This window comes from Paraburkholderia sp. A1BS-2L, assembly GCF_051125205.1.
Lineage (GTDB): Bacteria > Pseudomonadota > Gammaproteobacteria > Burkholderiales > Burkholderiaceae > Paraburkholderia.
Map to the genome: position 1 here is coordinate 1,576,092 of NZ_CP120428.1, position 25,858 is coordinate 1,601,949.

General features: G+C 64.1%; 21 protein-coding genes. 16 read left to right on the forward strand and 5 right to left on the reverse strand.

The window, feature by feature from the left end; all coding sequences use genetic code 11:
• Positions 1–6 precede the first annotated feature (6 nt).
• On the forward strand, positions 7–2,106 hold the full coding sequence (locus P5W98_RS07050) for a peptidase domain-containing ABC transporter (protein ID WP_421079443.1): 2,100 nt from the start codon (positions 7–9) through the stop codon (positions 2,104–2,106).
• The gene (locus tag P5W98_RS07055) at positions 2,103–3,707 is read left to right on the forward strand and encodes a TolC family outer membrane protein (protein WP_421079444.1); all 1,605 of its coding nucleotides are present in this window, start codon (positions 2,103–2,105) and stop codon (positions 3,705–3,707) included. Before P5W98_RS07050 ends, P5W98_RS07055 begins: the two co-directional genes overlap by 4 nt.
• 84 nt (positions 3,708–3,791) lie before the next feature.
• Here P5W98_RS07055 and P5W98_RS07060 read toward each other — a convergent pair whose 3' ends face one another.
• Both P5W98_RS07060 and uraH read right to left on the reverse strand, forming a co-directional pair.
• Complete coding sequence (locus P5W98_RS07060) at positions 3,792–4,985, reverse strand: urate hydroxylase PuuD (protein ID WP_421043834.1); 1,194 nt, start codon at positions 4,983–4,985, stop codon at positions 3,792–3,794.
• 194 nt (positions 4,986–5,179) lie between these two features.
• Positions 5,180–5,533: a hydroxyisourate hydrolase gene (gene uraH, locus P5W98_RS07065; protein ID WP_421023905.1), complete on the reverse strand. Its 354-nt coding sequence runs from the start codon at positions 5,531–5,533 to the stop codon at positions 5,180–5,182.
• A gap of 612 nt (positions 5,534–6,145) precedes the next feature.
• On the opposite strand from uraH, the gene P5W98_RS07070 reads away from it, so the two are divergent.
• On the forward strand, positions 6,146–7,549 hold the full coding sequence (locus tag P5W98_RS07070; protein ID WP_421023906.1) for an 8-oxoguanine deaminase: 1,404 nt from the start codon (positions 6,146–6,148) through the stop codon (positions 7,547–7,549).
• Positions 7,550–7,698: 149 nt separating this feature from the next.
• Here P5W98_RS07070 and P5W98_RS07075 read toward each other — a convergent pair whose 3' ends face one another.
• On the reverse strand, positions 7,699–8,631 hold the full coding sequence (locus P5W98_RS07075) for a LysR substrate-binding domain-containing protein (RefSeq protein ID WP_035532552.1): 933 nt from the start codon (positions 8,629–8,631) through the stop codon (positions 7,699–7,701).
• 279 nt (positions 8,632–8,910) lie between these two features.
• Here P5W98_RS07075 and P5W98_RS07080 point away from each other — a divergent pair, with 279 nt between their 5' ends.
• The 4 genes from P5W98_RS07080 to P5W98_RS07095 all read left to right on the forward strand — a co-directional run bounded on the left by P5W98_RS07080 (position 8,911) and on the right by P5W98_RS07095 (position 13,918).
• On the forward strand, positions 8,911–10,575 hold the full coding sequence (locus P5W98_RS07080; RefSeq protein WP_421079445.1) for an ABC transporter ATP-binding protein: 1,665 nt from the start codon (positions 8,911–8,913) through the stop codon (positions 10,573–10,575).
• An 84-nt stretch (positions 10,576–10,659) separates the two neighbouring features.
• Entirely contained in the window at positions 10,660–11,766 is a 1,107-nt protein-coding gene (locus P5W98_RS07085) for an ABC transporter permease (protein WP_421023908.1), read from the forward strand.
• Positions 11,767–11,830: 64 nt separating this feature from the next.
• Positions 11,831–12,760 (forward strand): ABC transporter permease, encoded by a 930-nt coding sequence (locus P5W98_RS07090; protein WP_421023909.1) that lies wholly within the window; start codon positions 11,831–11,833, stop codon positions 12,758–12,760.
• 72 nt (positions 12,761–12,832) lie between these two features.
• The gene (locus tag P5W98_RS07095) at positions 12,833–13,918 is read left to right on the forward strand and encodes a BMP family ABC transporter substrate-binding protein (RefSeq protein ID WP_421023910.1); all 1,086 of its coding nucleotides are present in this window, start codon (positions 12,833–12,835) and stop codon (positions 13,916–13,918) included.
• Positions 13,919–13,961: 43 nt separating this feature from the next.
• Here P5W98_RS07095 and P5W98_RS07100 read toward each other — a convergent pair whose 3' ends face one another.
• Positions 13,962–14,171, reverse strand: coding sequence for a dodecin (locus P5W98_RS07100; RefSeq protein ID WP_421023911.1), 210 nt, complete (start codon positions 14,169–14,171; stop codon positions 13,962–13,964).
• Positions 14,172–14,459: 288 nt separating this feature from the next.
• On the opposite strand from P5W98_RS07100, the gene P5W98_RS07105 reads away from it, so the two are divergent.
• The 5 genes from P5W98_RS07105 (at position 14,460) to P5W98_RS07125 (ending at position 20,908) form a co-directional block, all read left to right on the forward strand.
• Positions 14,460–15,362: an NAD(P)-dependent oxidoreductase gene (locus P5W98_RS07105; protein ID WP_421023912.1), complete on the forward strand. Its 903-nt coding sequence runs from the start codon at positions 14,460–14,462 to the stop codon at positions 15,360–15,362.
• 225 nt (positions 15,363–15,587) lie between these two features.
• Positions 15,588–17,180 (forward strand): ABC-F family ATPase, encoded by a 1,593-nt coding sequence (locus tag P5W98_RS07110; protein WP_421043830.1) that lies wholly within the window; start codon positions 15,588–15,590, stop codon positions 17,178–17,180.
• 202 nt (positions 17,181–17,382) lie between these two features.
• Positions 17,383–18,816 carry an aldehyde dehydrogenase family protein gene (locus P5W98_RS07115; protein ID WP_421079446.1) on the forward strand — a complete coding sequence of 478 codons (1,434 nt, stop codon included), beginning with the start codon at positions 17,383–17,385 and terminating at the stop codon, positions 18,814–18,816.
• 171 nt (positions 18,817–18,987) lie between these two features.
• Positions 18,988–20,178, forward strand: coding sequence for an NAD(P)H-dependent flavin oxidoreductase (locus P5W98_RS07120; protein WP_421023915.1), 1,191 nt, complete (start codon positions 18,988–18,990; stop codon positions 20,176–20,178).
• 85 nt (positions 20,179–20,263) lie between these two features.
• Entirely contained in the window at positions 20,264–20,908 is a 645-nt protein-coding gene (locus tag P5W98_RS07125) for an OmpW/AlkL family protein (protein WP_421079447.1), read from the forward strand.
• Between the two features lie 73 nt (positions 20,909–20,981).
• Here the strand turns inward: P5W98_RS07125 and P5W98_RS07130 are convergent, their stop codons facing one another.
• Entirely contained in the window at positions 20,982–21,185 is a 204-nt protein-coding gene (locus P5W98_RS07130) for a DUF1289 domain-containing protein (RefSeq protein ID WP_421023917.1), read from the reverse strand.
• A 466-nt stretch (positions 21,186–21,651) separates the two neighbouring features.
• Between P5W98_RS07130 and P5W98_RS07135 the strand changes: the two genes are divergently transcribed.
• The 4 genes from P5W98_RS07135 (at position 21,652) to P5W98_RS07150 (ending at position 25,806) form a co-directional block, all read left to right on the forward strand.
• Complete coding sequence (locus tag P5W98_RS07135; RefSeq protein ID WP_421023918.1) at positions 21,652–22,752, forward strand: polyamine ABC transporter substrate-binding protein; 1,101 nt, start codon at positions 21,652–21,654, stop codon at positions 22,750–22,752.
• A 146-nt stretch (positions 22,753–22,898) separates the two neighbouring features.
• A complete protein-coding gene (locus P5W98_RS07140) occupies positions 22,899–24,059 on the forward strand; it encodes an ABC transporter ATP-binding protein (protein WP_421079448.1) in 1,161 nt (386 codons plus the stop codon).
• A complete protein-coding gene (locus P5W98_RS07145) occupies positions 24,056–24,991 on the forward strand; it encodes an ABC transporter permease subunit (protein ID WP_421079449.1) in 936 nt (311 codons plus the stop codon). Before P5W98_RS07140 ends, P5W98_RS07145 begins: the two co-directional genes overlap by 4 nt.
• Positions 24,988–25,806: an ABC transporter permease subunit gene (locus P5W98_RS07150; protein ID WP_421023921.1), complete on the forward strand. Its 819-nt coding sequence runs from the start codon at positions 24,988–24,990 to the stop codon at positions 25,804–25,806. The genes P5W98_RS07145 and P5W98_RS07150 overlap by 4 nt, the downstream gene beginning before the upstream one ends.
• The last annotated feature ends 52 nt before the right edge of the window (positions 25,807–25,858 follow it).

Consider the following 25,858-nt stretch of genomic DNA (forward strand, 5'->3'; position numbering starts at 1 on the left):
GCTGAAATGCAGGTGATTTACCAGAACGAAGTCGCCGAGTGCGGCTACGCGTGTCTTGCCATGGTGCTCTCGCATTTCGGCCGCGCCACGGAGGTCCGCGAGCTTTCGGCGTACCGGCCGATTTCGGCTAACGGCCTGTCGTTGATGGACTTGTACGACACGGCAACCGATTTCGGCCTTGAAGTTCAGGCGTTCCGCTTCGATGCCTCGCAGGTGGGCGAGATCAAGCGCGGCTCGATCATCCATTTCGGCGGCGCGCATTTCGTGGTGTTCGAGCGTGCCTCACGCCATTACGTCACGTTGCTCGATCCGGCGGTCGGACGCCGGCGCATCGCAAAGGACACCTTCCTCGCGTGCGTATCCGGCTATTTGATCGAATGCGCGCCAACACCGGCGCTCACGCAGATCAAGCGGCGCTCGCGGGTGCCCGCCGCACTCGCACGCGTGCGTGAGCTCAATCCACAGATGCGCGGCCAGTTCGCGAAGATTCTCTTCGTTGCGCTGGGGGCGCAGTTCGCGATTCTCGCGCAGCCTTACTTCGGTTCGTTCGTGCTCGATCATGTCGTGTCCGCGGACAATCTCGAACTTCTTAACGTGCTCGCGCTCACGTTCGGATCGATCTTCCTCGTGGGCGCGCTCAGCCAATATGTGCAAGGCGTGCTGGTCGAGTTGCTCTACGCGCACACGAGCGTGAATGCCACGGAGGGGCTGTTTGCGCATCTGTTGCGTGTGCCCATCGCGTACTTCGAAAAGCGCAATGTCGGAGATATCTTCACGCGCTTCAAGTCCCAGGACGAGATCAACGGTTTCGCGTCGCGCAAGGCCGTGTCGTTTTGCATCGACATCACAGTCGGGTTGCTGGCGATGTTCCTGATGTTCGTTCAGAACGTCAAACTATCGCTCCTCGTGCTGGTGATTTTTGCGGCCTACGTCATCGTTTCCGGAGCGATCTTCTCCTCGATGCGCGACGCGCATGCGCGCGTGCTACAGGAAGGCGCACGTTGCGACGACGCACTCTTCGAGACCGTGCGCGGCGCATCGCTCATCAAGCTGTCGCAAGGCGAGACGCGGCGCGTGGCGCGTTATATGGAGATCTTTCGCACCTATGCGTCGGCGCTGTTCCGCAGCAGCCGGCTCGCGGCGACGCGCGACGCGGTGCTCAAGCTGCTCATGCATGTGGAGACGCTGGTCGTCACCTGGTTCGCAGCGAAGCTGATGCTCGGCGGCGTGCTTTCAGTCGGCGCGTTCTACTCGTTCATGATCTACAAGGCGCTGTTTTCGGAGCGGATCGCTTCCACCATCAACACGGGCTTTGCGTACTACATGCTGAGCGTGCCGGTCGCGCGGGTCGACGACATCGTTGCCTGCGAGCCCGAGCGTTATACGGCACTCGCCGACGTGCACAAGACCGTCGAAGTGCGCGAGTTCGAGCGCATCGGCGTACGCAATGTGACCTTTGCGTATGGCGTCTCCGACCAGCCCGTGCTCGCGGGGGCGAGCATCGACATCGCGCGCGGCGACAAGATCGTGATTACTGGACCGTCGGGCGCTGGCAAGTCCACGCTCTTCAAATTGCTGGCCGCTTCCGAAGTGCCGCAGCAAGGAGAAATTACGCTTAACGGCGTCGCCTGGCCCAATTTGAGCGTCGACGAAATCCGCCGCCACGCCGTTCACATGCGCCAGGGCGACATCATTCTGCACGGTTCGATCGCCGATAATATTTCGCTCTTCGAAGGCAACCCGGACGAAGCGCGCATTCTCGCGCTGCTCGAGGAGGTCGGTCTGCTCGATGACGTGATGCGTTTGCCGATGCGCACGCGCACGATCATCAGCGATTCGCTCGCGAATATTTCCGCCGGCCAGCGGCAACGGCTGCTGCTTGCCCGCGCGCTTTATCAGCGGCGCGAGTTGCTGCTGCTCGACGAGCCGACTTCGAATCTCGACCCCGTTGCGGTGCGGCGCATATCGGCGCTGCTTCAGCGGCTCGATCGCACGGTCGTGGTGATCACGCACGACGTTGCCGAGCGGCACTATCGTCTCGTCGATGGTGCGTTCGTGCGCGTCGAGCGCGAGCACGCCGGCGCGGCGATGGAGGGCGTGGCATGAGCGGCGCGCGTTCCCGCCGTGGCGTGCGCGCGCTCGCGCTCGCGTGCTTCCTGCTCGCGAACGGTGTGCATGCCGCAGACCTGCTTTCCGTGGTCGACGACGCGCCCGATCACGATCCGGCGCTGGCCGCTTCGCGCGCGGCGACGCGCGCAGCCGCGCAGGCCGTGCCCAAGGCGCGCGCTGGGCTCCTGCCTCGGGTCACGGGCGGTTTGGGCCGCGCTTACAACGGCATTGTGATGGAGGATTTCCCGACCCAGCATTACTGGCAGAGCGGCTGGACGATCGGGTTGACGCAACCGCTATTCAACTGGGCGAACTGGACTGCGTACCGGCAGGCCGACTACGAGGTGATGCGTGCACGCCTGCAGGCGGCCAATGCGACGCAGGACACCATCCTTGCCGCAGCGCGTGCGTATTTCGATGCGCTTGCGGCTGGCGACGAGGTGGCGCGGGCGACGGACTATTTGCGCGCGCTCGACGCGCATCTCGCGCTGGTCAAGCGTGCGAAGGCAGCGGGCGAGGCGACGCTCATCGATGTGCACGATGGCGAAGCGAGCCGCGCACAGGCGCAACTCCAGTTGCTCGACGCGCAGAGCCAAGCGCGTCTTGCGCGCGCAGCGCTCGAACGGCTTTCAGGAAAATCTGCGGAGACGCTCGCGCCGCTGCCGCCAGGCGGCGCGCCCATGCTCCAGCCTGCCGATGTCGAGCCTTGGGTCACGCAGGCGCAAACGCACGGCTACGCGGTGCAGATCGGCGAGGTGGCGCTGCAGATCGCGAAGTTCGACACCGAGAAGGCGCGTGCGGAACGTTATCCGACTGTCGACTTGCAGGTGAGTCACACGCCGGCCGGTGCGGCGGGCGGCTATGCGAGGCCCACGACGACGACGACCGGCATGCTCGCCGTCACGATTCCGCTTTTTGCGGGCGGCGAGATCTCGGCGAAAGTCGACGAGGCGAGGGCGCTCGAAGACAAGGCGCGCGACGATCTCGACGTGGCGGTGCGCGACTCGGGAGCGGGGGCGCGCGACGCGTGGCTGCGCGTGACATCGGGGCAGGCGCGCGTGAGCGCGCTCGAACAGGTCGTGCGGCGTTCGCAGACGGCGCTCGACGCGACGCGCATCGGCTTCGGCGTGGGCAGCCGCACGAGTCTGGACGTGCTGCGTGCGACCGATACGTTCTACGCGAGCCGTCGCGACCTGATCCGCGCGCGCTATGAATCCGTGCTCGCGTTGCTAAAGCTGCTCTCGCAGACCACCACGCTTGACCTGGACGAAGTGGGGCGGATCAATGCGCAGCTTTTCGCGAGCGGTGCGATGCCCGAGCGCGGGCAGCCGCTGGCCACGGCAAGTCAGGCTGGTGCGAGGCAGGCAAGCACGCCCATCGCCGAGCCGGTCGTGCACGATGTCGTCGATAACGAGGCCTCCGTCATGCGCCCCCCGGAGCCCGCCGGGATGCCGGTCCCTCCACCACGCGCAGCGGCGGCGGCGCCGGCACAAAGCGCACCGCCCCAGGCTGCGCCGCGAGCGCATCGTGTGCTTTCGGCGGCCGACATGGCGCCCGCAGCGCAGGCCTTGAATAGCTACGTGCCGTTCGTTCGCTGATCTGATCGGTAAAAGAAAAAGCCCGAAGCGTTGCGCTTCGGGCTTTTCATTTTGCTTGACTGCCTGTTTCGCGGCGAGGGCAGATTACTGCTTTGCGCCGCCCTGGAACCACGCTGCAATCTTCTGACGCTCATCATCGGTCATGTGCGTGACGTTGCCAAGCGGCATGGCCTTGAGCGTGACGGCCTGCTGGTACAGACGCTGCGCGTTCTGCGAGATTTCGTCTGGCGTATCGAGCATCACGCCGGCGGGCGCTGCACCCATCATCGTCGGGTGAGCCGAGTGGCAGCCCGCGCAACGTTGCTGCAGGATCGGCTGGATGTCCGAGACCTTGATCGACGGAGCGTTCGCGGCTTCGGCCTGCGGCACGACCGGCTTCGGCAGCGTCCAGATCAGTGCGACGAACATCAGCACCACGCCGCCGATCGGCAGATACCACAGCTGCTGACCACGGTGACGCATCACGAAGAACTGGCGAATCAGCGCGCCGGCCAGCATGATCACGACGAGCACGGCCCAGTTGTAGGCGTGCGCGTAGGTCATGGCGTAGTGGTTCGACAGCATCGCGAACACGACGGGCAGCGTGAAGTAGGTGTTGTGCACCGAACGCTGCTTGCCGCGTTTGCCGTAGATCGGGTTCGGCGTTTCGCCCTTGAGCATCGCTGCGACCATCTTGCGCTGGCCCGGGATGATCACGAAGAACACGTTCGCCGACATGATCGTTGCCAGCATGCCGCCCATGATCAGGTACGCTGCGCGGCCCGAGAAAATGTGGCAGGCGAGGTAGGCCGCGACCACGACATAGATGCCGACGCAAACGCCGAGCAGCTTGTCGTTCGTGCCGAGTGTGCGGCACAGCGTGTCGTAGACGATCCAGCCGGCGGCGAGGAAGCCGAGTGCCGAGAAGACCGCGACGACCGGGCCCATGTCGAGCACGTTCTTGTCGATCAGGTACGTGTTCGGCGCCATCAGATACAGCACCGTGAACAGCGACGCGCCCGAGAGCCACGTCGTGTACGACGGCCACTTCGACCAGTGCAGGTCTTCGGGCATTTCGGGCGGCGCGACGGTGTACTTCTGCATGTTGTAGAAGCCGCCGCCGTGCACGTGCCACAACTCGCCGAACACGCCGCGGCGACGCTGGTTGGCGTCCGTAGGCGGTTTGAGGCTGTTATCGAGTGCGACGAAGTAGAACGACTCGCCAATCCAGGCGATGGCCGCGATGACGTGGAACCAGCGCAATGCGAGGTTCAGCCAGTCGGTAATAAAGCCTTCCATGAAACTCCTCCAATCCTGATTCGATGCGCGCGGACGGCAATGCGTCTCGCGCTGACTGCGGGGACGGCGCGCAGGAACCGGGTAATCCGGTCTCGCACCAAACGCCGAGAGAAAGTGCGGCGCGTCAAAAGCGGAGTGTCGCTTGCGCGGGCCGCTTTCAGTCTGTTATGCGTTTTTGGGTTTGGCGGGACCGTTCAGCTACCGCGATAGGTGCTGTAGGACCACGGCGAAACGAGCAGCGGCACGTGGTAGTGCGCGTCCGTGTCGGCGATGCCAAAGCGCAGCGCGACGCGGTCGACGAAGCGCGGCTCCGGCACTTTGGCGCCCAGCGCGGCGAAGTAGTCGCCCGCGTGGAAGATCAGTTCGTATTCGCCCCTGGCGAGCGCCGGGCCTTCGAGCAGCGGTTCGTCGCAGCGGCCGTCGTGGTTGGTCGTGACGGTCTTCAGCGCACGGCGGGTTTCGCCTTCGAGCGCATAGAGTTCGACCTTGATGCCCGCGCCGGGACGGCCGTTCGCGGTGTCGAGCACGTGGGTAGTCAGCTTGCCCATTCGCAGTTTTCCTTGTCTTTTCCTGGTGTCATTGCGAGGTTTCGGCGGCAGTCCGATCCGTCGAACCCGAAGGTTCTTGGCGGATCGAGGCTCCACGTCAGCTGTGGCTACATACCCGTCGGCGGATCGATATGAGCGCCGTGCACGCATTTTAAGAACAATGCGGCATAAGCGCGCGACCGATAGGAAAGATAATCCAGGCAGCATGTACCTCGCGCGCCGAGCCTTGCTCCGTGGGGCTTACACGGCGGCAAGGGGTTGGGGTTTTCACCCATGGATGAATCTTGAACGAGCCAAAAATCGACCTTTATACGTATTCCGTGAATGTGGTTATCCCGTCCGGGTGAATTGTCAGCCTGATTTTGGCCACGCAAGGTAACGGTTATGTGCGGCTCACGAGTTGAGCCGCGCGTCCCGAAGACGGCGCCAGGCGCTGGGTAACCGGGCCAGCGGCGTCTGCAGTCGGGACGCGTCGGCACCGGGGTCCCGGATTGGCTGGCGCGTGCGGCGAGGGCGTCTGCTTCACATTCATGGTCATCTCAAACGCGGCGTGCGGCGCGCTTACTGGCGCGCGGCATGCGCCGCGGCAAGACAACGGAGCGAACAGACACAATGGAACCCACGAACCGCACAGCGCAAGGCTCAAATCAAAAGCGCGGCAAGACCTTGCTGGTGAAAAACGCTGACATGCTGGTGACAATGGACGGCGCGCGGCGCGAGATTCGCGGCGGCGGTCTCTACGTCGAAGATAACCGCATCGTCGCGGTCGGCACCGCCGGCGAGCTGCCGGAAACTGCCGACGAAGTGCTCGATATGCGCGGCTATCTGGTGCTGCCGGGCCTCGTCAACACTCACCATCACATGTACCAGAGCCTCACGCGCGCCGTTCCCGCCGCGCAGGACGCCGAGCTGTTCGGCTGGCTCACGAATCTCTACAAGGTCTGGGCGAACCTCACGCCCGAAATGATCGAGGTGTCGACGCTCACGGCCATGGCCGAGCTGCTGCTCTCGGGCTGCACGACCTCGAGCGACCATCTTTACATCTACCCGAACGGCAGCCGGCTCGACGACAGTATTCGCTCCGCGCAGCAGATCGGCATGCGCTTTCACGCGGCGCGCGGCAGCATGAGCGTCGGCCAGAAGGATGGCGGCTTGCCGCCCGATTCCGTGGTCGAAAACGAAGACGCGATTCTCGCCGATACCCAGCGTCTCATCGAGACGTATCACGACGAGGGCCGCTACGCGATGCTGCGCATGGTGGTGGCGCCGTGCTCACCGTTCTCGGTGAGCCGCGACCTCATGCGCGAATCGGCGACGCTGGCGCGCCACTACGGCGTCTCCATGCACACGCACCTCGCGGAGAACGTCAACGACATCGCCTATAGCCGCGAAAAATTCGGCATGACGCCGGCCGAGTACGCCGAGGATCTGGGCTGGGTGGGCCACGACGTCTGGCATGCGCACTGCGTGCAGCTCGACGAGCATGGCATCGGCCTGTTCGGGCGCACCGGCACGGGCGTCGCCCATTGCCCGTGCTCGAATATGCGGCTTGCCTCGGGCATCGCGCCCATCAAGAAGATGCGCCTGGCTGGCGTGCCGGTGGGGCTCGGCGTGGATGGCTCGGCTTCCAACGACGGCGCGCAGATGGTGGCGGAGGCGCGTCAGGCCATGTTGCTCGCACGCGTGGGCTTCGGCCCCGACGCGATGACCGCGCGCGAAGCGCTCGAAATTGCCACGCTGGGCGGCGCGCGCGTGCTGGGCCGCGACGACATCGGTGCGCTCGCACCGGGCATGGCCGCTGACTTCATCGCGTTCGATCTGCGCCAGCCGCACTTTGCGGGCGCGTTGCACGATCCGGTCGCGGCGCTCGTGTTCTGCGCACCGTCGCAGGTTGCGCTGTCGGTGATCAACGGGCGGGTTGTGGTGAAGGAGGGGGGGCTGCAGACCATCGAGCTGGGGCCAGTGATCGAGCGGCATAACCGGCTCGCGTCGCAGCTCGCGCAGTTGGCGCGCTAAGTGGAATAAGTGCAGGGAAGATCCGATGGGAGGGGCGGTGCGCATGCGCGTGCCGCCCGGCAAGGAATGGATAAAGCAGGGAAGGAACGTAGAAAGTGCGGCGGCGCAACCTCATGCGGCCCGCTTGCCGCAGCAGCGTTGCCTGCCGCTTAGGGCTTGTCGATCAGCGTCTTCGTCGCTTCGGCCACGAGACTGCGCAACCAGCGTACTTCGTCCGAGTAATGACAGCGTTCATGCCACAACTGGTAATACTGCATCGGCGGGAAGTCGAGCGGCGCCGGCACGACCGTGAGCGGCAGGAAGCGCGCATAGTGGTCGGCGAACAGGCGCGTGGTCGTGAACACGAGGTCCGACTTGATGAGCACGTAGGGCGCGAGGTTGAAGTACGGCAGTGTGACGACCACGTGGCGTTTGAGGCGCTCGCGCGCGAGATGCACGTCGATGGCGCCGCGCTGGCCCACGGAATAGGGCGTGGGCGCGAGGTGCGGCGCGTTGAGGTACTGATCGAGCGTGAGCCCGCCGCGCTTGGCGTATGGGTGCGTGCTGTTCAGCAGGCAGACGATCTGGTCGACGAACAGATTCGAAAGATGCAACTGCTCGGGCGGCTCGGGCCAATTGCCGATCACGATATCGAGCTTGCCCTCCTCGAGCGCGAGCTCATAGTCGAACGCGGGCCCGAGCGAATGGAACTCGAGCGTGGCGTTGGGCGCGGCCTGGCGGAAACGCTCGACCACGGTGGGCACGAACAGCACGTTCAGATAGTCCGGGCAGCCGATGCGGTAGCAGCGGATGGAGGTGGCCGGATCGAAATTGTGCTGCTGGAAACGGATGCGCTCGATCTCGCGCAGGGCGTTCTGCACGGGTTCGAGCAGGCGCAGGCCGTATTCGGTGGGGACCATGCCGGACTTGCCGCGCACGAGGAGCGGGTCGCCGGTGATGTCGCGCAGGCGCCGCAGCGCGGCGCTGATCGCGGGTTGCGATTGATTCAGTTTGACGGCCGCGCGCGTGACGCTGCGTTCCATCAAAAGGGTGTGCAAGACGCGCAAGAGGTACGTGTCGATCGCCTCGCGTTGCTGGCTCATGAACTCTCCGGATTATATGTTTAGGCTGATCGAGGGGCTTTGTCAGTATATGATTTTTAATATGAACTAAAAGCTCCGTCAAGGGAGTCTTTCTACCAGGCGTGCTTGTCGAGCCTGTGCCGCGCGGGGAAACGCGGGTTTTTGGCGGCTCGACTCTGGCACTGTGAACAAGTATCGTCATTTCGCGCGGCGACGCCTCACGGAGGCTCGCCGCGGCATCGAACGGCACCGCACCACGTCGAAACACAGATTGCCATAACGTACTACAGCGAAACCTCCATGGGCGACTCATCTTCACGTCTGGCCGGCAGTCCACACGCGGAGCGCGCTGCTGCGCACGTGCCGCGGCTGGCGCTTGCCGGCATCACCAAGCAGTATCCCTCAGTGCGCGCGAACGACGATGTCACGCTCTCGGTCGCGCCGGGCGAGATTCACGCGTTGCTCGGCGAGAACGGCGCGGGCAAGAGCACGCTCATGAAGATCGTCTACGGTGCGGTGCGCCCGGATGCCGGCGAAATCCGCTGGGAAGGGGAGACGGTCGAGATTCCCAGTCCGGCTGCTGCGCGCAAGCTCGGCATCGGCATGGTGTTCCAGCATTTTTCGCTGTTCGAAACGCTTACAGTGGGCGAGAACATTGCGCTTTCGCTCGACGAGGCGTTCGACCTCAAGGCTTTGGCCAAGCGTATTCGCGAGGTATCGGCGCAATATGGGCTCGACGTCGATCCCCAGCGTCATGTGCACAGCCTCACGGTCGGCGAGCGCCAGCGCGTGGAGATCGTGCGCTGCCTTTTGCAGAACCCGCGCCTGCTGATCATGGACGAGCCGACCTCGGTGCTGACGCCGCAGGCCGTGCGCAAGTTGTTCGGCACCTTGCGCCGGCTGGCCTCGGAAGGTTGCAGCATCCTCTACATCAGCCACAAGCTCGACGAAATCCAGGCGCTTTGCGACACGGCTACGGTGCTGCGCGGCGGCAAGGTGACGGGCAACGTGACCCCGCGCGAGGAGACCCACGCCTCGCTGGCGCGGCTGATGGTGGGCCACGAGTTGCCTGACTACACACGCCGCGCGCATGCGCCGGGCGACGTGCGGCTCGACGTGAAGCATCTGTCGATGCCAAGCGAGGATCCATTCGGCACCTCGCTCGAGGATGTCACGTTCGCCGTGCATGCGGGCGAGATCCTGGGGATCGCCGGCGTGTCAGGCAACGGCCAGGCGGAACTGCTCGCGGCGCTCTCGGGCGAGGCGCGCGATGCGCTCCAGTCCCGGGCGGCCCGCCACCGCGTGGCCGCCGATGCAGTGACGATCTGCGGCAAGCCGGCCGCGCGTCTTTCCGCCGGCGCGCGGCGCAAGCTCGGCTTCGCTTTCGTGCCCGAGGAGCGGCTCGGGCGCGGCGCCGTGCCCGCGATGTCGCTAGCCGAAAACGCGCTGCTCACGGGCCACCGGCAGGGCATGGTGCGCTCCGGCTGGCCCATCCCGGGCTGGCTGCGCACGGGTACGATGCGCGCATTCGCCGAGCGCTGCATCGACGCTTTCGACGTGCGCTGTGGCGGTCCCGACGCGCTTGCCCAAAGCCTCTCGGGCGGCAACTTGCAGAAGTACATCGTCGGGCGCGAGATCCTGCAGGCGCCGCAGGTGCTGGTGGTCGCGCAACCCACCTGGGGCGTGGACGTCGGGGCGGCCGCATTCATCCGGCAGCAACTGCTCGATCTTTCGGCGCGCGGCGTGGCAATCCTGGTGATTTCGGAGGAGCTCGACGAACTCTTCGACATCTGCGACCGCATTGCGGTGCTTGCGGGCGGCCGTCTTTCGCCCGCGCGCCTCACGGGCGAGACCAATGCGGAGGAGATTGGCCGCTGGATGGCGGGCCTGTTCGGGGAGCGCGGCGAAGGCGCGGGGCGCCCGGACGGCGGCCCGCCGCCCGCCCAGTCTGTGATGCATCCCTGAGCGAAGCGCGCCACCTGCTGCGTCCCCAAGCTTTGGCGCAGAGCCAACACCACAATCACCGGACCGCTTGACGATATAGCCATCATGATCTTCCCGTACCGCCTCGAAGCCCGCACGACGCCGTCCCGCACGGTGCGCATTGCCGTGCCGCTGGTCGCCGCGCTCCTCACGCTCGCCATCGGCTTTCTGATCTTCGGTCTCGTCGGGCGCGATCCCGTGCAGGCAATGCGCGCGTTCTTCATCGATCCGCTCTCAAGCATCAATGGCTGGTCCGAGCTGCTGCTCAAGGCGTCGCCGCTATGCCTGATCGCGCTGGGCCTCGCGGCGGGTTACCGCGCCAACGTCTGGAATATCGGCGCAGAAGGGCAGATGGTGCTGGGCGGCATCGCGGCGAGCGGCGTGGCCATCTATTTCGATCAATCGAGCGGCTGGTGGATCCTGTTCCTGATGATGCTCGCGGGCGTGCTGGGCGGCATGGCCTGGGCGGCGATTCCCGCCTGGCTCAAGAGCCGCTTCAACACCAGCGAGATCCTCACGAGCCTGATGCTCACCTACGTCGCCACGCAATTGCTGATCTGGCTCGTGAGCGGTCCGTGGCGCGACCCCAACGGCATGAATTTCCCGCTTTCGGAGATGTTCAGCGGCGACGCGCTCTATCCGACTTTCGGCGGCGACTGGCGCATTCACTGGCTGCGCGGCACGCGCCTGAACGCGTCGATCTTCCTCACGCTCGCGGCCGTGCCGCTCGTCTGGCTGTTCATGCGCCGCAGCTTTGCAGGCTACCGCATGAGCGTGGGCGGCCTCGCGCCGCTCGCCGCGCGCTACGCGGGCTTCTCGGAAAAGACGACGATCTGGACCTCGCTGCTGCTGTCGGGCGGCCTCGCCGGACTTGCGGGCATGAGCGAGATCGCGGGCCCGATCGGCCAGTTGCAGGCAACGTGGTCGCCGGGCTACGGCTTCACGGCGATCATCGTCGCGTTCGTGGGGCGCTTGCATCCGCTCGGGATCGTGCTCGCGAGCTTGCTGATGGCGCTGCTTTATCTGGGTGGCGAAGCCGTGCAGACCTCGCTGCAATTGCCCCAGGCGCTGTCAGGAGTGTTTCAGGGCCTGCTGCTGTTCTGCCTGCTCGGCGCGGACCTGTTCGTGAATTACCGCGTGCGCCGCCGCCATCCCATCGCCGCCGCCCGCTGATCCGCCAATCGACCGGCTCACGAAAAAGACCATCACGAAAAAGTCCACAAAAAGGCCTCAGGACATGGATATTCAGCAAGCCAGCTCGCTCGCATCGAGCGCCGTCACCGCAGCGATCCCGCTGATGTTCGCCGGCGTGGGTGAACTCGTCACGGAAAAGTCGGGCGTGCTCAATCTCGGCGTCGAAGGCATGATGCTGATGGGCGCGGTGAGCGGCTACGCGCTCACCACCATCACAGGCGATCCATGGCTCGGGCTGCTGGCCGGCATGGGTGCGGGCATTGCCATGGCGCTGCTGTTCGGCTTTCTCACGCTCACGATGCAGGCCAACCAGGTCGCCACCGGCCTGTCGCTCACGATCTTCGGCGTCGGGCTTTCGGCGTATGTGGGCAAGCCCTACACTTCCGCTGCCACCTCGGCGACGATTGCCGCCTGGCCGATTCCGGGCCTCTCGCATCTGCCAGTGGCCGGGCCGGCGCTCTTCAGCCTCACGCCCGTTGATTACCTCGCATTCCTGATGTTCGCCGCGGTAGGCTGGTTTCTCTATCGCACGCGCGCGGGGCTCGTGCTGCGCTCGGTGGGCGAGTCGCCGCAGGTCGCGCATTCGGTAGGCTTTCCGGTGATCGGCGTGCGCTATGGCGCGACGGCGTTCGGTGGCGCGATGGCGGGGCTCGCGGGCAGCTACTATTCGGTCGTGCAACTGCACCTGTGGCAGGAGCAGATCACGGCGGGGCGCGGCTGGATCGCGCTCGCGCTGGTCGTGTTCGCGACGTGGCGGCCGGGGCGCCTTCTGATCGGCGCGCTGCTGTTTGGCGCTGTCACGGGCGCGCAATTCTATGCGCAGGCCGTGGGCGTGCCGGTGCCCACGCAGTTTCTCGCCATGCTGCCCTATGTGGCGACGATCGTGGTGCTGGTCCTCATTTCCCGTAATCCGAATACGATTCGCCTGAACGCGCCGGCCTCGCTCGGCAAGGCATTTTATGGAGCCGCGTAGGGGAGCCGCCCAGGTGGTCGCATTGAAGCTTCGAACGCACGCAGTACCCCTATCCACGACAGGAGATCCACGATGAGAAAAACCATCCTGACCGCATTCGCCGTAGCCGCAACCTGTAGCGCGGCGGCGCTCGCGCCGCAGGCCCAGGCCGCCGATGCGCCGGGCGTCGCGTTCGTCTATCTCGGCAATCCGGGCGATGCCGGCTGGACTTTCGCACACGATCAGGGTTCGAAAATGGTCGAGCAGAAGTTCGGCAACAAGATCAAGATCACGCGCATCGAGAATGTGCCCGAGTCCGCCGACTCGGAGCGCGTGTTCCGTGATCTCGCGAACAAGGGCAACAAGATCATCTTTGGCACGAGCTTCGGTTATCAGGACTTCGAACTAAAAGTCGCCAAGGATTTCCCCGATACCGTGTTCCTGCACGCGACCGGCTACAAGAAGGCCGCGAACTTCGGCACCTATGACGTGCGCATGTATCAGGGCGCGTATCTCGCAGGCGTGGCGGCCGGTTACGCGACCAAGACCAATACGCTGGGTTTCGTCGCCTCGGTGCCGATTCCCGAAGTCGTGCGCAACATCAACGCTTACACGCTGGGCGCGCGCTCGGTGAATCCGAAGGTCCATACCAAGGTCATCTGGATCAATAGCTGGTTCGATCCGGGCAAGGAGAAACAGGCGGCCGAGACGCTGATCGGCCAGGGTGCCGACATGCTGCTGCAAAACACCGATTCGAGCGCGACGCTCGCGACCGCCGAAGAGAAGCACGTTCACGCCTTCGGCTGGGACTCGAACATGAAGAAGTTCGGCCCGCATGCACACCTGGGCTCGGTGGAGGCGAACTGGGGCGTCTACTATACGGCCGCGATCCAGCAGGTGCTGGACGGCAAGTGGAAGAACGATCCGGTCTGGTGGGGCATCGCGCAGAAGGCCGTCGATCTTGGCGACATGAACACGTCCGAGCTGCCCGCCGACGCGCAAAAGGCCGTCGCCGCGAAGCGCGAACAGATCGCGAGCGGCAAGTGGGACGTCTTCACGGGCCCGATCAAGGATCAGACCGGCGCGGTCAAGATTCCGGCCGGCAAGACGCTGACCGATCCGGAACTGCAGCGCCTGAACTGGTACGTCGAGGGCGTGGACGGCGCGTTGCCGAAGTAAGCCGAAGCAGGGCCTGGCGGCGCCACGCGGCTGCGCACGAACCTTACTCGTCGATGCGCAGCCCGACTTTGATGGTCACCTGCCAGCGCGTGATCTGGTCGTTCTCGATCAGTCCGCGCGTTTCGGTGACTTCGAACCAGTGCAGATTGCGCAGCGTCTTCGAGGCGCGCGCAATGGCGCCGCGCACGGCGTCGTCGCTCGAGACGGTGGAGGAGCCGGTGAGTTCGATCTGCTTGTAGACGTGGTCGTTCATGACAATGTCTCCTGTGTGTCGATGGGACTTGACGCTTTAGCGCTTAGTCCCAGTCCCATGCAAAGCTCTTGCGGGGCGGCGCGGTGCATTCGGCGCACGTGTCAATCGAGTATAGGCAACGGCGGGCAACGGCGGGCAACGGCGAACAACGACGGCCGGTATCATGGCGCCTTGCGATTGCGCCGCATCGGACGTGCCGGCCGGAGCCTGGCAGAGACCGCACGCGGCGCGGAATGTGAAATGTGCCGGACTCGAATGTAGCGAGGCACGATGCAGGAGACGGAGAGGATGCAGAAGCAGGAACTGGGATTTTGCGGGCCGGGGTTGATGGGCGCACCGATGATTCGCCATTTGTTGCGCGCGGGTAACACGGTGCACGTGTGGAATCGTTCTCCGGCGAAGGCCGAGGCGCTGGTCGCCGATGGCGCGCAGGTCGCGGCCACCCCCGCGGCGCTGGCGCAGCACGCGGATGTGGTGCTGCTTTGCGTCGCGGACGGCGCAGCCGTCGAGCAGGTGGTGTTCGGGGAGCACGGCTTGCTGGCCGCTGCGGTGGCCGAGGGCGGCCAAGCCGTGCGTGTGCGCCGGATCGTCGACCATTCGAGCATCCCGCCCGAACAGACGCGCGAGTTGGCCGCGCGCGCGGCGACGCTGGGCGTGGGCTGGGTGGACGCGCCCGTGTCGGGCGGCGTGGCTGGCGCACAGGCGGGCTCGCTCGCGGTCATGGCGGGCGGGACGGCGGAAGACATCGGGGCGGTGGCGCCGATACTTGCTGCCTATGCGGCGCGAGTCACGCACATGGGCGGCCCCGGCGCCGGTCAGACCACGAAGCTGTGCAACCAGGCGATCGTCACGGCGACGGTTGCGGCCATTGCCGAGGCGGTGGGGCTCGCCCGCCGCAGCGGCATCGACGCCGCCAAGCTGCCTGAGGCGCTCGCGGGCGGCTGGGCCGACTCCACGCTGCTGCGCACGTTCGTGCCGCGCATGACGCAGGACGGCCTCGTGCCGATCGGTGCACTGAGAACGTTCCAGAAGGACGTGGACACGGTCGCGGATGCCGCCCGCCAGACCGGCACGCCCATGCCCGTCGCGGGCACCGTGCAGCAAGTCCTGCGCCTCGGCGCCGCGATGGGCCTGGCCGAGGCGGACTTGTCGGGTTTCGTCGACGTCCTGCAGACGCCGCGCCGCGCCTGATGGCGTGAGCTGATGAAGGCGGCATCGAGCGGCCACCTCTTGCCCAAAGGGCTTTCATCAGACCCCATCCCGGGCGGCTCCTGCGCCGCCTGCACCAATCTGCCACGAATTTCCGGTAGTTTTCCTGAGTGCGCCTGCAAGGCCGGAGCGCTGGCAGCCGCGCGCGAACTGGCATAACCTGCTAAAATTACAGGTTTTTCGTCGATCTACTTTCCGGGACGCGCTGTGCTCTCTACCGCCAACATCACCATGCAATTCGGGCCGAAGCCCTTGTTCGAGAATATCTCGGTCAAATTCGGCGAAGGCAACCGCTATGGCCTGATCGGCGCGAACGGTTGCGGCAAGTCCACGTTCATGAAGATCCTCGGTGGCGATCTCGAGCAAAGCTCGGGCACCGTGATCCTCGAGCCGAACGTGCGTCTGGGCAAGCTGCGCCAGGACCAGTTTGCGTACGAAGACGTGCGCGTGCTCGACGTCGTCATGATGGGCCACACCGAAATGTGGGCCGCAATGACCGAGCGCGACGCGATCTACGCGAACCCCGAGGCCACCGACGACGACTACATGCACGCCGCCGAACTGGAGGCGAAGTTCGCCGAGTACGACGGCTACACGGCCGAAGCGCGCGCGGGCGAGTTGCTGCTTGGCATCGGCATCGGCACGGAATTCCACAACGGCCCGATGAGCGCCGTGGCGCCGGGCTGGAAGCTGCGCGTGCTGCTCGCCCAGGCGCTGTTCTCGAAGCCGGACGTGCTGCTGCTCGACGAACCGACCAACAACCTCGACATCAACTCGATCCGCTGGCTGGAAGATGTTCTGAACGAGTACAACTCGACCATGATCATCATTTCCCACGATCGACACTTCCTGAACCAGGTCTGCACGCACATGGCGGACATGGACTACGGCACGCTCAAGGTCTGGCCGGGCAACTACGACGACTACATGCTCGCTTCCGCGCAGGCGCGTGAGCGTCAGCAGGCCGCGAACCAGAAGGCGAAGGAGCGCGTGGCCGACCTGCAGGACTTCGTGCGCCGCTTCTCGGCGAACAAGTCGAAGGCACGCCAGGCGACCAGCCGTCTGAAGATGATCGACAAGATCAAGATCGAGGAATTCAAGCCGTCGTCGCGCCAGAACCCGTTCATCCGCTTCGAGTTCGAGAAGAAACTGCATAACATCGTGGTGGTCGCGGAAGAAATCACGAAGACCTACGATCGCAAGATCTTCAATAAATTCAGCATCAGCGTGCAGCCGGGCGAGCGCATCGCGATCATCGGCGAAAACGGCGCGGGCAAGACCACGCTGCTGCGCTCGCTGCTGGGCAACCTGGCCGTCGACAACGGCACGGTGAAGTGGGCCGAGAACGCGAACATCGGCTACATGCCGCAGGACACATACGAAGAGTTCCCGAACGATGTCACGCTGATGGACTGGATCGACCAGTACCGCCAGGAAGGCGACGACGAGCAATCGGTGCGCGGCACGCTGGGGCGTCTGCTTTTCAACGCCGATGACATCCGCAAGTCGGTGAAGGTGCTGTCGGGCGGCGAGAAGGGCCGCATGATCTGGGGCAAGCTGATGCTCGGCCGCCACAACGTGCTGCTCATGGACGAGCCGACCAACCACATGGACATGGAATCGATCGAGTCGCTGCAGATCGCGCTCGAGAAGTTCGAAGGCACGCTTATTTTCGTGTCGCACGACCGTGAGTTCGTGAATGGTCTCGCCAACCGCATCATCGAAGTGAAGACCGATGGCAAGATCAACGACTACAGCGGCAACTACGAGGACTTCCTTGCGAGCCAGGGGCTGCACTAAGCGCTGGTTGAGCGAGTAGAGCAGACAGGGAAACAAATCGGGCGGCGTGCATGCGTCGCCCGATTTGTTTTTGGAGCGGCGCAATTGCCTGAGCGCACGAAAGCCCGAACTTACGTTTGCGTCAACCACGCTAGAATGCACTGTTCCCGCGGTGCAAGCCGCGACGAGACCGCAAACGAACACGGAGTCAGGAGAGACGCGCATGCATAACTACGACCAGCTCTACATCAACGGCCAGTGGGTCGCGCCGCATGGCAAGGGCACGATCGACGTTATCGATTCGGGCACTGAAGCCGTCATGGGCCGCATCCCTGAGGGCAATGAAGCCGACGCCGAGGCGGCCATCGCCGCAGCGCGCGCCGCCTTCGACAAATGGGCCGCGACGAGCCCGCAGGAACGTGGCGCTTATCTGCAGAAAATCGCCGATAACCTCAAGGCCCGCACCGACGAGCTCGCGCAACTGATTGCGGGTGAAGTGGGCATGCCGCTGAAACTCGCGCGCGCGATTCAGGTGGGCGGTCCCGTCTACAATTGGGGCGCTTATGCGAAACTCGCAAACGAGTTCCAGTACGAGGAGCGCGTGGGCAATTCACTCGTCGTGCGCGAGCCGGTGGGCGTGGTGGCGGCCATCACGCCGTGGAACTATCCGCTCAATCAGATCACGCTCAAAGTGGCTGCCGCGCTTGCGGCAGGTTGCACCGTCGTGCTCAAGCCGTCCGAGGTTGCGCCGCTTAATGCGTTCGTGCTCGCCGAGGCCATTCACGAGGCCGGCCTGCCCGCCGGCGTCTTCAATCTCGTGACCGGCTATGGGCCGGTGGTCGGCGAACTGCTCGCGCGTCATCCCCAGGTCGACATGGTCTCGTTCACGGGCTCGACGCGCGCGGGCAAGCGCGTCTCGGAAGTGGCGGCGGCCACCGTCAAGCGCGTCGCGCTGGAGCTGGGCGGCAAGTCGGCCTCGGTCGTGCTGGACGACGCCGATTTCGCCGCGGCCGTGAAGGGCACCGTGGGCGCCTGCTTCCTGAACTCGGGGCAGACCTGCTCGGCGCACACGCGCATGATCGTGCCCGAGGCCCGTTACGAAGAAGCGCGCGCACTCGCGAAGGAGGCTGTCGAAGCTTATACGGTAGGCGATCCGCGCGACGAGAAGGCGAAGCTGGGGCCGCTTGCCTCGAAGGTGCAGCAAGAACGTGTGCAGCAGTACATCGAGCGTGGCATTGCCGACGGCGCCGAACTCGTGACGGGCGGCGCAGGCATGCCAGAAGGCGTGACGAAGGGCTTCTTCGTGAAGCCGACCGTGTTCGGCCGCGTGCCGCGCGATGCTGCGATTGCGCAGGAGGAGATCTTCGGCCCGGTGCTCACGATCCTCACGGCGAAAGACGAGGACGACGCCGTCGCCATCGCCAACGACTCGCTCTATGGCTTGGGCGGTGCGGTGTGGGCCGGCAGCGACGAGCGCGCGGCGCGCGTGGCACGACGTATCCGCACAGGACAGATCGACATCAACGGCGGCGCCTGGAACATGGCCGCGCCGTTCGGCGGTTTCAAGCAATCCGGCCATGGCCGCGAGAACGGCGTATACGGTCTCGAAGAGTACCTCGAGTACAAGTCGATGCAGTTCAAGCTGCCAAAACCTTGATCTGATGACGTTTTCGCGCCTTGCAAATGTTTTGGTGCGACGTTTTGATTTTCGTCAAAAACGCGGGGATCCCCAAGGGGCTCCGCGTTTTTTATTGACATGTATCAATATCGTCTGTGGGCAGCGCGCGACTATTAACGTTTTGCCACCGATAACGCAAAGCGGTCCACCATGTTTCCTAACTATTCTTTCGCGCCGCTCCATATTCGCGGCCGCCAACTGTTGCCCATCGTGCAAGGCGGCATGGGTGTCGGCGTCTCGGCGCACCGGCTTGCGGGCAGCGTCGCGCGCGAAGGCGCGCTTGGCACCATCGCGAGCATCGACCTGCGCCATCATCATCCCGACCTTGTCGATCTGTGCCGCGCCGACCCTCGGCACGAAACGCTCGAGCGCGCCAATCTCGTCGCGCTCGGCCGTGAAATCGCGGCTGCGCGCAAGCTGGCGCAGGGCAACGGCATGATCGCCGTGAACGTAATGAAAGCGGTCAGTGCGCATGCCGACTACGTGCGCGCGGCCTGCGAGCATGGCGCCGATGCCATCGTCATGGGCGCGGGCCTGCCGCTTGATCTGCCGGATCTCACGCAGGGCATGGACATCGCGCTCATCCCGATTCTTTCGGATGCGCGCGGCGTCTCGCTCGTGCTCAAAAAGTGGATGAAGAAGGGGCGTCTGCCCGACGCCATCGTGCTCGAACACCCCGCACATGCGGGCGGCCACCTTGGCGTGACCGACATCGCCGACATGGACAACGAGCGCTTCGGGTTCGAGCGTATTTTCGAGGAACTCGACGGTGTTTATGCGTCGCTCGGCATCACGCGCCGCGAGGTGCCGCTCATCGTGGCGGGCGGCGTCAACAGCCACGAGGCCGTGCGCAAGTGGCTGGAGGCGGGCGCCAACGGCGTGCAGGTGGGCACGCCGTTCGCCGTGACGGAGGAGGGTGACGCGCACCCGAATTTCAAGCGCGTTCTCGCCGACGCCAAGCCCGAGGACATCGTCGAGTTCGTGAGCGTGACCGGCCTGCCCGCGCGCGCGGTGAAAACGCCATGGCTCGATCGTTACCTGCGCAACGAGTCGCGCATCCGCATCAAGATTGGCTCGAAGAAAAATGCCTGCCCGACCGGGCTCGAATGCCTGTCGATCTGCGGCCTGCGCGACGGCATCGAAAAATTCGGCCACTTCTGCATCGACACCCGCCTGGCGGCGGCGTTGCGCGGCGATGTGGCAAACGGCCTGTTCTTCCGTGGCCGTGAAGCGTTGCCGTTTGGCAACGCCATTCGCAGCGTCAGGGACCTGCTGGAGCTGCTTTTGACCGGTGTTACGCGGCCTCAGGTCGCACAACAGCCGGCATTGGCCATGAACTGACAGCTGTCAATTTCGTGATGGGATCTCCCGCAGAGAATCTCTGCGGACCTGCGAATCTACGCGGGGAAAAAAGGGGGTAACCATCATGACGAGGCAATTGAAAACCATCGCGGCCGTTGCCGCATTGGCGCTGGGCGCCGCGTTCGCCGTATCGGCTGCTCATGCCGCCGATACGCCCACCACGGGTATCTACGCGGGGGACTGGCTCGTGCGGCTGCGCGCGATCGCCATCACGCCGCAGGTGAGTTCAAGCGGCGCGCTCAATACGCTCAAGGCTGGCGTCAACAACGCAATCGTTCCTGAGCTCGACTTCACCTACATGGTGACGAACAACATCGGCGCCGAGCTCATTCTCGGCACGTCGCGCAATCAGGTCACGTCCAGCCTCGGCGCGCTGGGTGGAGTCGGCGTGCTGCCGCCCACGCTGCTGCTGCAGTATCACTTCAACAATGCAGGGGTATTCCGGCCATACGTGGGCGCCGGCATCAACTACACGCTGTTCTACAACAATGGGCTGCACGCGGGTGGCCAGCCCGTGTCGATCGACAACCATAGCTTCGGCCCGGCGCTGCAGTTCGGCGTCGACTACCAGGTCGCGAAAAACGTCTTCGTGAACGCGGACGTCAAGAAGATCTGGATGCGTACGGGTGCGTCGCTCAATGGCTCGTCGCTCGGCACGCTCTATATCGATCCGATCGTGGTGGGCGTGGGGGTCGGCATGAAGTTCTGACCGCTGCCGCCCGCTATCGAAACGAAAAAAACGCCGGTTCGCCCGGCGTTTTTTCGTGCTGTGGGCCGCTGGGTCAGGCGCGGTTTTGCTGGAAGCGCATGGCGGTGCCTTCGCGCTCGATGCGCGTCCACACGGCGCGCTTTTCCTCGTCGGTCAGGAACACCCAGTTCGAAACTTCCGTCGCTGTGCGGCCGCAGCCTTTGCAGATTTCGTCGAACAGCGTCGAGCACACGCCGATACAGGGGCTGTCGGGAAGGTCGTGGAGATTGGAGGCCATCGATATGTCTTGGGGGCAGGATGACCGGCACGCGGACATGCGCACCGGCTTTGCGGAAAACCCCGCTATGTTAATCGATTCGCGGGCGCCGCCTGATTAGCCCAATTGGCGGAGGGGCGATGGCCTGGTGGCGAGCGGCGTCGCGCGAATGTTGCGCGGGCCGTTTTTTTGGTGGACAGGGGCCGATAAACGGCTAAAATTGCGCGCGATTTACTGTCAGTGGCGCCCAACCGCGGCGTGCGCAGCTTGCGGCCGGCCTGGCTGCACGGCGGGTCCTGTTCCGTTTGTGCGACAGGCCGGTGCGCTTTCTTTGTCGCCCGGCAGGTTTGATGGTAGGTTCGATGAAATATTCAGGCGGGCGCCGCCAGGCTGAATACCGGCAGGGACAAGCAGCACGCAAGCTAACAGGCAGGTTAACAATCAGGCCTTCAATCGGGCTATCAATCGGCTAAAAGCGGAGAACGGGATGAAGAAACGGGTTTTGGCGAAACTGGCTGTACTCGCGCTGTGCGCGGCGCCGTGGGTGACGTCGGTGGCGAAGGATACGCAACTGAATGTGTATAACTGGTCCGATTACATCGCCAAGGACACGATTCCGAACTTCACGAAGCAGACCGGCGTTCAGGTCAAGTACGACAACTACGATAGCGACGATACCCTCCAGGCCAAGCTGCTCGCAGGCAATTCGGGCTACGACATCGTGGTGCCGACCAGCAACTATGCGGGCAAGCAGATTGCCGCCGGCATTTTTTCGCCGCTCGACAAATCGAAGATCCCCAACCTCAAGTATCTCGATCCGCAACTCATGGCGCTGGTCGCCGGCGCGGATCCGGGCAACAAGTACGCGGTGCCCTGGGCCTACGGCACGACCGGACTCGCCTATAACGTCACCAAGGCGCAGCAGATCCTTGGCAAGAACGTGCCGCTCGACAACTGGGACATCCTCTTCAAGCCCGAGAACATCTCGAAGCTGAAGGCATGTGGCGTATCCGTGCTCGACGCACCGGACCAGATGTTCGCGGCCGCGCTGCACTACATCGGCAAGGACCCGCTTTCGACGAACCCGGACGACTATCGCGCCGCGCTCGCGATGATGAAGAAGATCCGTCCGTACATCACGCAGTTCAACTCGTCGGGCTATATCAACGACCTCGTGGGCGGCGACATCTGCTTTGCCTACGGCTGGTCGGGGGACGTCGTGATCGCCAAGCATCGCGCCATCGACGCGAAGAAGCCGTACAAGATCGAGTACTACATCCCGAAGGGCGGCGCGCCGATCTGGTTTGACGTGATGACCATCCCGAAGGACGCGCAGCACAAGGAAGCCGCTCACGAGTGGATCAACTATATCGAGACGCCGCAGGTTCACGCGGCCATCACGAATGCGGTCTACTACCCGAGCGCGAACGCCGAAGCACGCAAGTACGTGAACAAGGACATCGCCAACGACCCGGCCGTCTACCCGTCGCCCGAAGTCCTGAAGACGCTGTTCCTGCTCAAGCCGCTGCCGCCTGAGATCCAGCGTCTGCAGACGCGTCTGTGGACCGAGTTCAAGTCGGGCCGCTGATGCGCTGGCGCGCCGTTGACAGATTGCGTTGGCGGTGCGCGTAGCGTCTTCTGATCGCTTTACCCGAGCCCTCGGCATGATGCCGGGGGCTTTGTTCGTCAACCCCGTCCAGCATCAAGGCAGAACCAGGCAGGGCAGAGAGAATCATGAGTGACCAGTCGAGCGCGCCGGCAGCCCCCGGCGTGCTGCCTTCGGGCAACGCCACGGCGGATAGCGCCGCGGACAACTTCGTGCAGGTCGTTGACGTCGTCAAGAAGTTTGGCGAAACGACGGCCGTCAAGGGCGTCAACCTGTCGGTGAAGAAGGGCGAACTGTTCGCGCTGCTCGGCAGCTCGGGCTGCGGCAAATCCACCTTGCTGCGCATGCTTGCCGGTCTGGAGACAGTGACCTCGGGCAAGATCCTGATCGACGGCGAGGATCTCGCGATGCTGCCGCCGTACCGTCGTCCGGTCAACATGATGTTCCAGTCGTATGCGCTCTTTCCGCATATGACCGTGGAGTCGAATGTCGGCTTCGGGCTGCGCCAGGAGGGCGTGAAGAAGTCCGAACTCAAGGACCGCGTGGCCGTCGCGCTCGAACTCGTGCAGATGTCGCGTTTCGCCAAACGCAAGCCGCATCAGCTCTCGGGTGGCCAGCAGCAGCGCGTCGCGCTCGCGCGCTCGCTCGTCAAGCGTCCCAAGCTGTTGCTGCTCGACGAGCCGATGTCGGCGCTCGACAAGCAGATTCGCCAGCGCACGCAGATCGAACTCGTCAACATTCTCGAGAACGTGGGCGTCACCTGCATCATGGTCACGCACGATCAGGAAGAGGCAATGACGATGGCCGACCGTCTCGCAGTCATGAGCGAAGGGCAGATCGTGCAGCTGGGTGCGCCCAATGAGGTCTACGAGTTTCCGAACAGCCGTTTCTCGGCGGAATTCATCGGCTCGACCAATTTGTTCGAGGGCAACGTGGTCGAGGACGAGCCCGATCACGTATTCGTCGAGTCGCCGGACCTGACGGTGCGCCTTTACGTGAACCACGGCATCACCGGTCCGCTCGGCATGCCCGTGACGATCTCGGTGCGGCCCGAGCGCATCGCGCTCACGCGCAAGCCGCCCGAGGGCGCGTTCAACTGGGGCAAGGGCGTCGTCAAGAACGTCGCGTACATGGGCGGCTACTCGCTTTATCACGTCCAGCTCGAATCGGGCAAGACGGTGATCGCGAACATGTCGAGCCTCGCGCTCTCCGAGATCGACTCGCCCACCTGGGACGACGAGGTCTACGTGCGCTGGAGCGCATCGGCCGGGGTGGTGCTGACGTCATGAGCGCGCTGAGCTTCAAGAATCTGCTGCACTGGCCGGCGAAGCGTTTCAACCTGACCGGCCGCACGGCCGTCGTGGCGGGCCCGTTCTTCTGGCTGCTGCTGTTCTTCCTCGTGCCGTTCTTGCTGGTGGTGAAGATCAGCTTCGCCGACCAGCAGCTCGGCATCCCGCCATACACCGAGCTCACGTCGTACGCGAATGGCGTCTGGCACATCGCGCTGGATCTTTCGCACTACGCGTTCCTGCTTCAGGACAGCCTGTATTTCGCGACCTACGTGAATTCGGTCGTGGTGGCAGCCATCTCGACGCTGCTGTGTCTGCTGATCGGCTATCCGATGGCGTACTACATCGCGCGCTCGAATCCGGCCACGCGCAACGTTCTCATGATGGCGGTGATGCTGCCGTTCTGGACGTCGTTCCTTATTCGCGTGTACGCGTGGATCGGCATCCTGAAGAACAACGGACTGCTGAACAATTTCCTGATGTCGCTCGGCATCATCCATTCGCCCATCGAGCTCTATCACACGAACACGGCGGTTTATATCGGCATGGTGTATTCGTATCTGCCGTTTCTCGTGATGCCGCTCTACGCGCACCTCGTGAAGATGGATCTCACGCTGCTCGAAGCCGCCTATGACCTCGGCGCGAAACCGTGGCGCGCGTTCGTGGAGATCACTCTGCCGCTCTCGAAGAACGGCATTATTGCGGGCTGCCTGCTGGTGTTCATTCCGGCGGTGGGCGAGTACGTGATTCCCGAGTTGCTCGGCGGCGCGAACACGCTGATGATCGGCCGCGTCATGTGGAACGAGTTCTTCGACAATGCCGACTGGCCGATGGCTTCCGCCGTCACCTGCGCAATGGTCCTGCTGCTGCTCGTGCCAATGGCACTGTTCCAGCACTTCCAGGCGAAGGAACTGGAGGGCCGCGGCAAATGAAGCCGAATCGTGTTCTGCAGTTCATCGCGCTCGGCATCGGCTTTGCGTTCCTCTATATTCCGATCCTGAGCCTGATCGTCTACTCGTTCAACGACTCGCAGCTCGTGACAGTGTGGACGCATTTCTCGACGCGCTGGTATCAGGCGCTCGCGACCGACGACGAGCTCATCACCGCCGCGTGGCTGTCGCTGCGCGTCGCGCTGATGACGGCGTTCGCCTCGGTGATCATCGGCACGTGGGCGGGCTTCGTGCTCGCGCGCATGGGGCGCTTTCGCGGCTTCACGCTCTTTTCGGGAATGATCAACGCGCCGCTCGTGATTCCCGAAGTGATTCAGGGCATCTCGCTGCTGCTGCTGTTCGTGGAAATGGGCAAGCTGTTCGGCTGGCCGGCGGGGCGTGGCGTGTTCACGATCTGGATCGGCCACGTAATGCTGTGCATTTCCTATGTGGCCATCATCGTGCAATCGCGCGTGCGCGAGCTCAATCCGTCGCTGGAAGAAGCCGCGCTCGACCTGGGCGCGACGCCCTTCAAGGTGTTCTTCCAGATCACGCTGCCGCTGATCTCGCAGGCGCTTGCGGCAGGCTGGCTGCTGTCGTTCACGCTGTCGATCGACGACCTCGTGCTCTCGGCCTTCCTCTCCGGCCCCGGTTCGACGACGCTGCCGCTCGTCGTGTTCTCGCGTGTGCGCCTCGGCTTGAACCCGGAGATGAACGCGCTCGCGACGCTCTTCATTCTCGTGGTGACGGCGGGCGTGATCATCGGCAACTACTTCATGCAGCGCGCCGAGCGCAAACGCATGGCGATGGCGGTCTGACGCACTCGCGGGCAAGCGGGCGTTACCCTGCAAATGGCGGCGCGTGGGCATC

Excerpts from the sequence above, each read along its gene's own strand:
- P5W98_RS07050 (WP_421079443.1), top strand. The coding sequence starts at position 7 with ATGCAGGTGATTTACCAGAACGAAGTCGCCGAGTGCGGCTACGCGTGT.
- P5W98_RS07055 (WP_421079444.1), top strand. The coding sequence starts at position 2,103 with ATGAGCGGCGCGCGTTCCCGCCGTGGCGTGCGCGCGCTCGCGCTCGCG.
- P5W98_RS07060 (WP_421043834.1), bottom strand. The coding sequence starts at position 4,985 with ATGGAAGGCTTTATTACCGACTGGCTGAACCTCGCATTGCGCTGGTTC.
- uraH (WP_421023905.1), bottom strand. The coding sequence starts at position 5,533 with ATGGGCAAGCTGACTACCCACGTGCTCGACACCGCGAACGGCCGTCCC.
- P5W98_RS07070 (WP_421023906.1), top strand. The coding sequence starts at position 6,146 with ATGGAACCCACGAACCGCACAGCGCAAGGCTCAAATCAAAAGCGCGGC.
- P5W98_RS07075 (WP_035532552.1), bottom strand. The coding sequence starts at position 8,631 with ATGAGCCAGCAACGCGAGGCGATCGACACGTACCTCTTGCGCGTCTTG.
- P5W98_RS07080 (WP_421079445.1), top strand. The coding sequence starts at position 8,911 with ATGGGCGACTCATCTTCACGTCTGGCCGGCAGTCCACACGCGGAGCGC.
- P5W98_RS07085 (WP_421023908.1), top strand. The coding sequence starts at position 10,660 with ATGATCTTCCCGTACCGCCTCGAAGCCCGCACGACGCCGTCCCGCACG.
- P5W98_RS07090 (WP_421023909.1), top strand. The coding sequence starts at position 11,831 with ATGGATATTCAGCAAGCCAGCTCGCTCGCATCGAGCGCCGTCACCGCA.
- P5W98_RS07095 (WP_421023910.1), top strand. The coding sequence starts at position 12,833 with ATGAGAAAAACCATCCTGACCGCATTCGCCGTAGCCGCAACCTGTAGC.
- P5W98_RS07100 (WP_421023911.1), bottom strand. The coding sequence starts at position 14,171 with ATGAACGACCACGTCTACAAGCAGATCGAACTCACCGGCTCCTCCACC.
- P5W98_RS07105 (WP_421023912.1), top strand. The coding sequence starts at position 14,460 with ATGCAGAAGCAGGAACTGGGATTTTGCGGGCCGGGGTTGATGGGCGCA.
- P5W98_RS07115 (WP_421079446.1), top strand. The coding sequence starts at position 17,383 with ATGCATAACTACGACCAGCTCTACATCAACGGCCAGTGGGTCGCGCCG.
- P5W98_RS07120 (WP_421023915.1), top strand. The coding sequence starts at position 18,988 with ATGTTTCCTAACTATTCTTTCGCGCCGCTCCATATTCGCGGCCGCCAA.
- P5W98_RS07125 (WP_421079447.1), top strand. The coding sequence starts at position 20,264 with ATGACGAGGCAATTGAAAACCATCGCGGCCGTTGCCGCATTGGCGCTG.
- P5W98_RS07130 (WP_421023917.1), bottom strand. The coding sequence starts at position 21,185 with ATGGCCTCCAATCTCCACGACCTTCCCGACAGCCCCTGTATCGGCGTG.
- P5W98_RS07135 (WP_421023918.1), top strand. The coding sequence starts at position 21,652 with ATGAAGAAACGGGTTTTGGCGAAACTGGCTGTACTCGCGCTGTGCGCG.
- P5W98_RS07140 (WP_421079448.1), top strand. The coding sequence starts at position 22,899 with ATGAGTGACCAGTCGAGCGCGCCGGCAGCCCCCGGCGTGCTGCCTTCG.
- P5W98_RS07145 (WP_421079449.1), top strand. The coding sequence starts at position 24,056 with ATGAGCGCGCTGAGCTTCAAGAATCTGCTGCACTGGCCGGCGAAGCGT.
- P5W98_RS07150 (WP_421023921.1), top strand. The coding sequence starts at position 24,988 with ATGAAGCCGAATCGTGTTCTGCAGTTCATCGCGCTCGGCATCGGCTTT.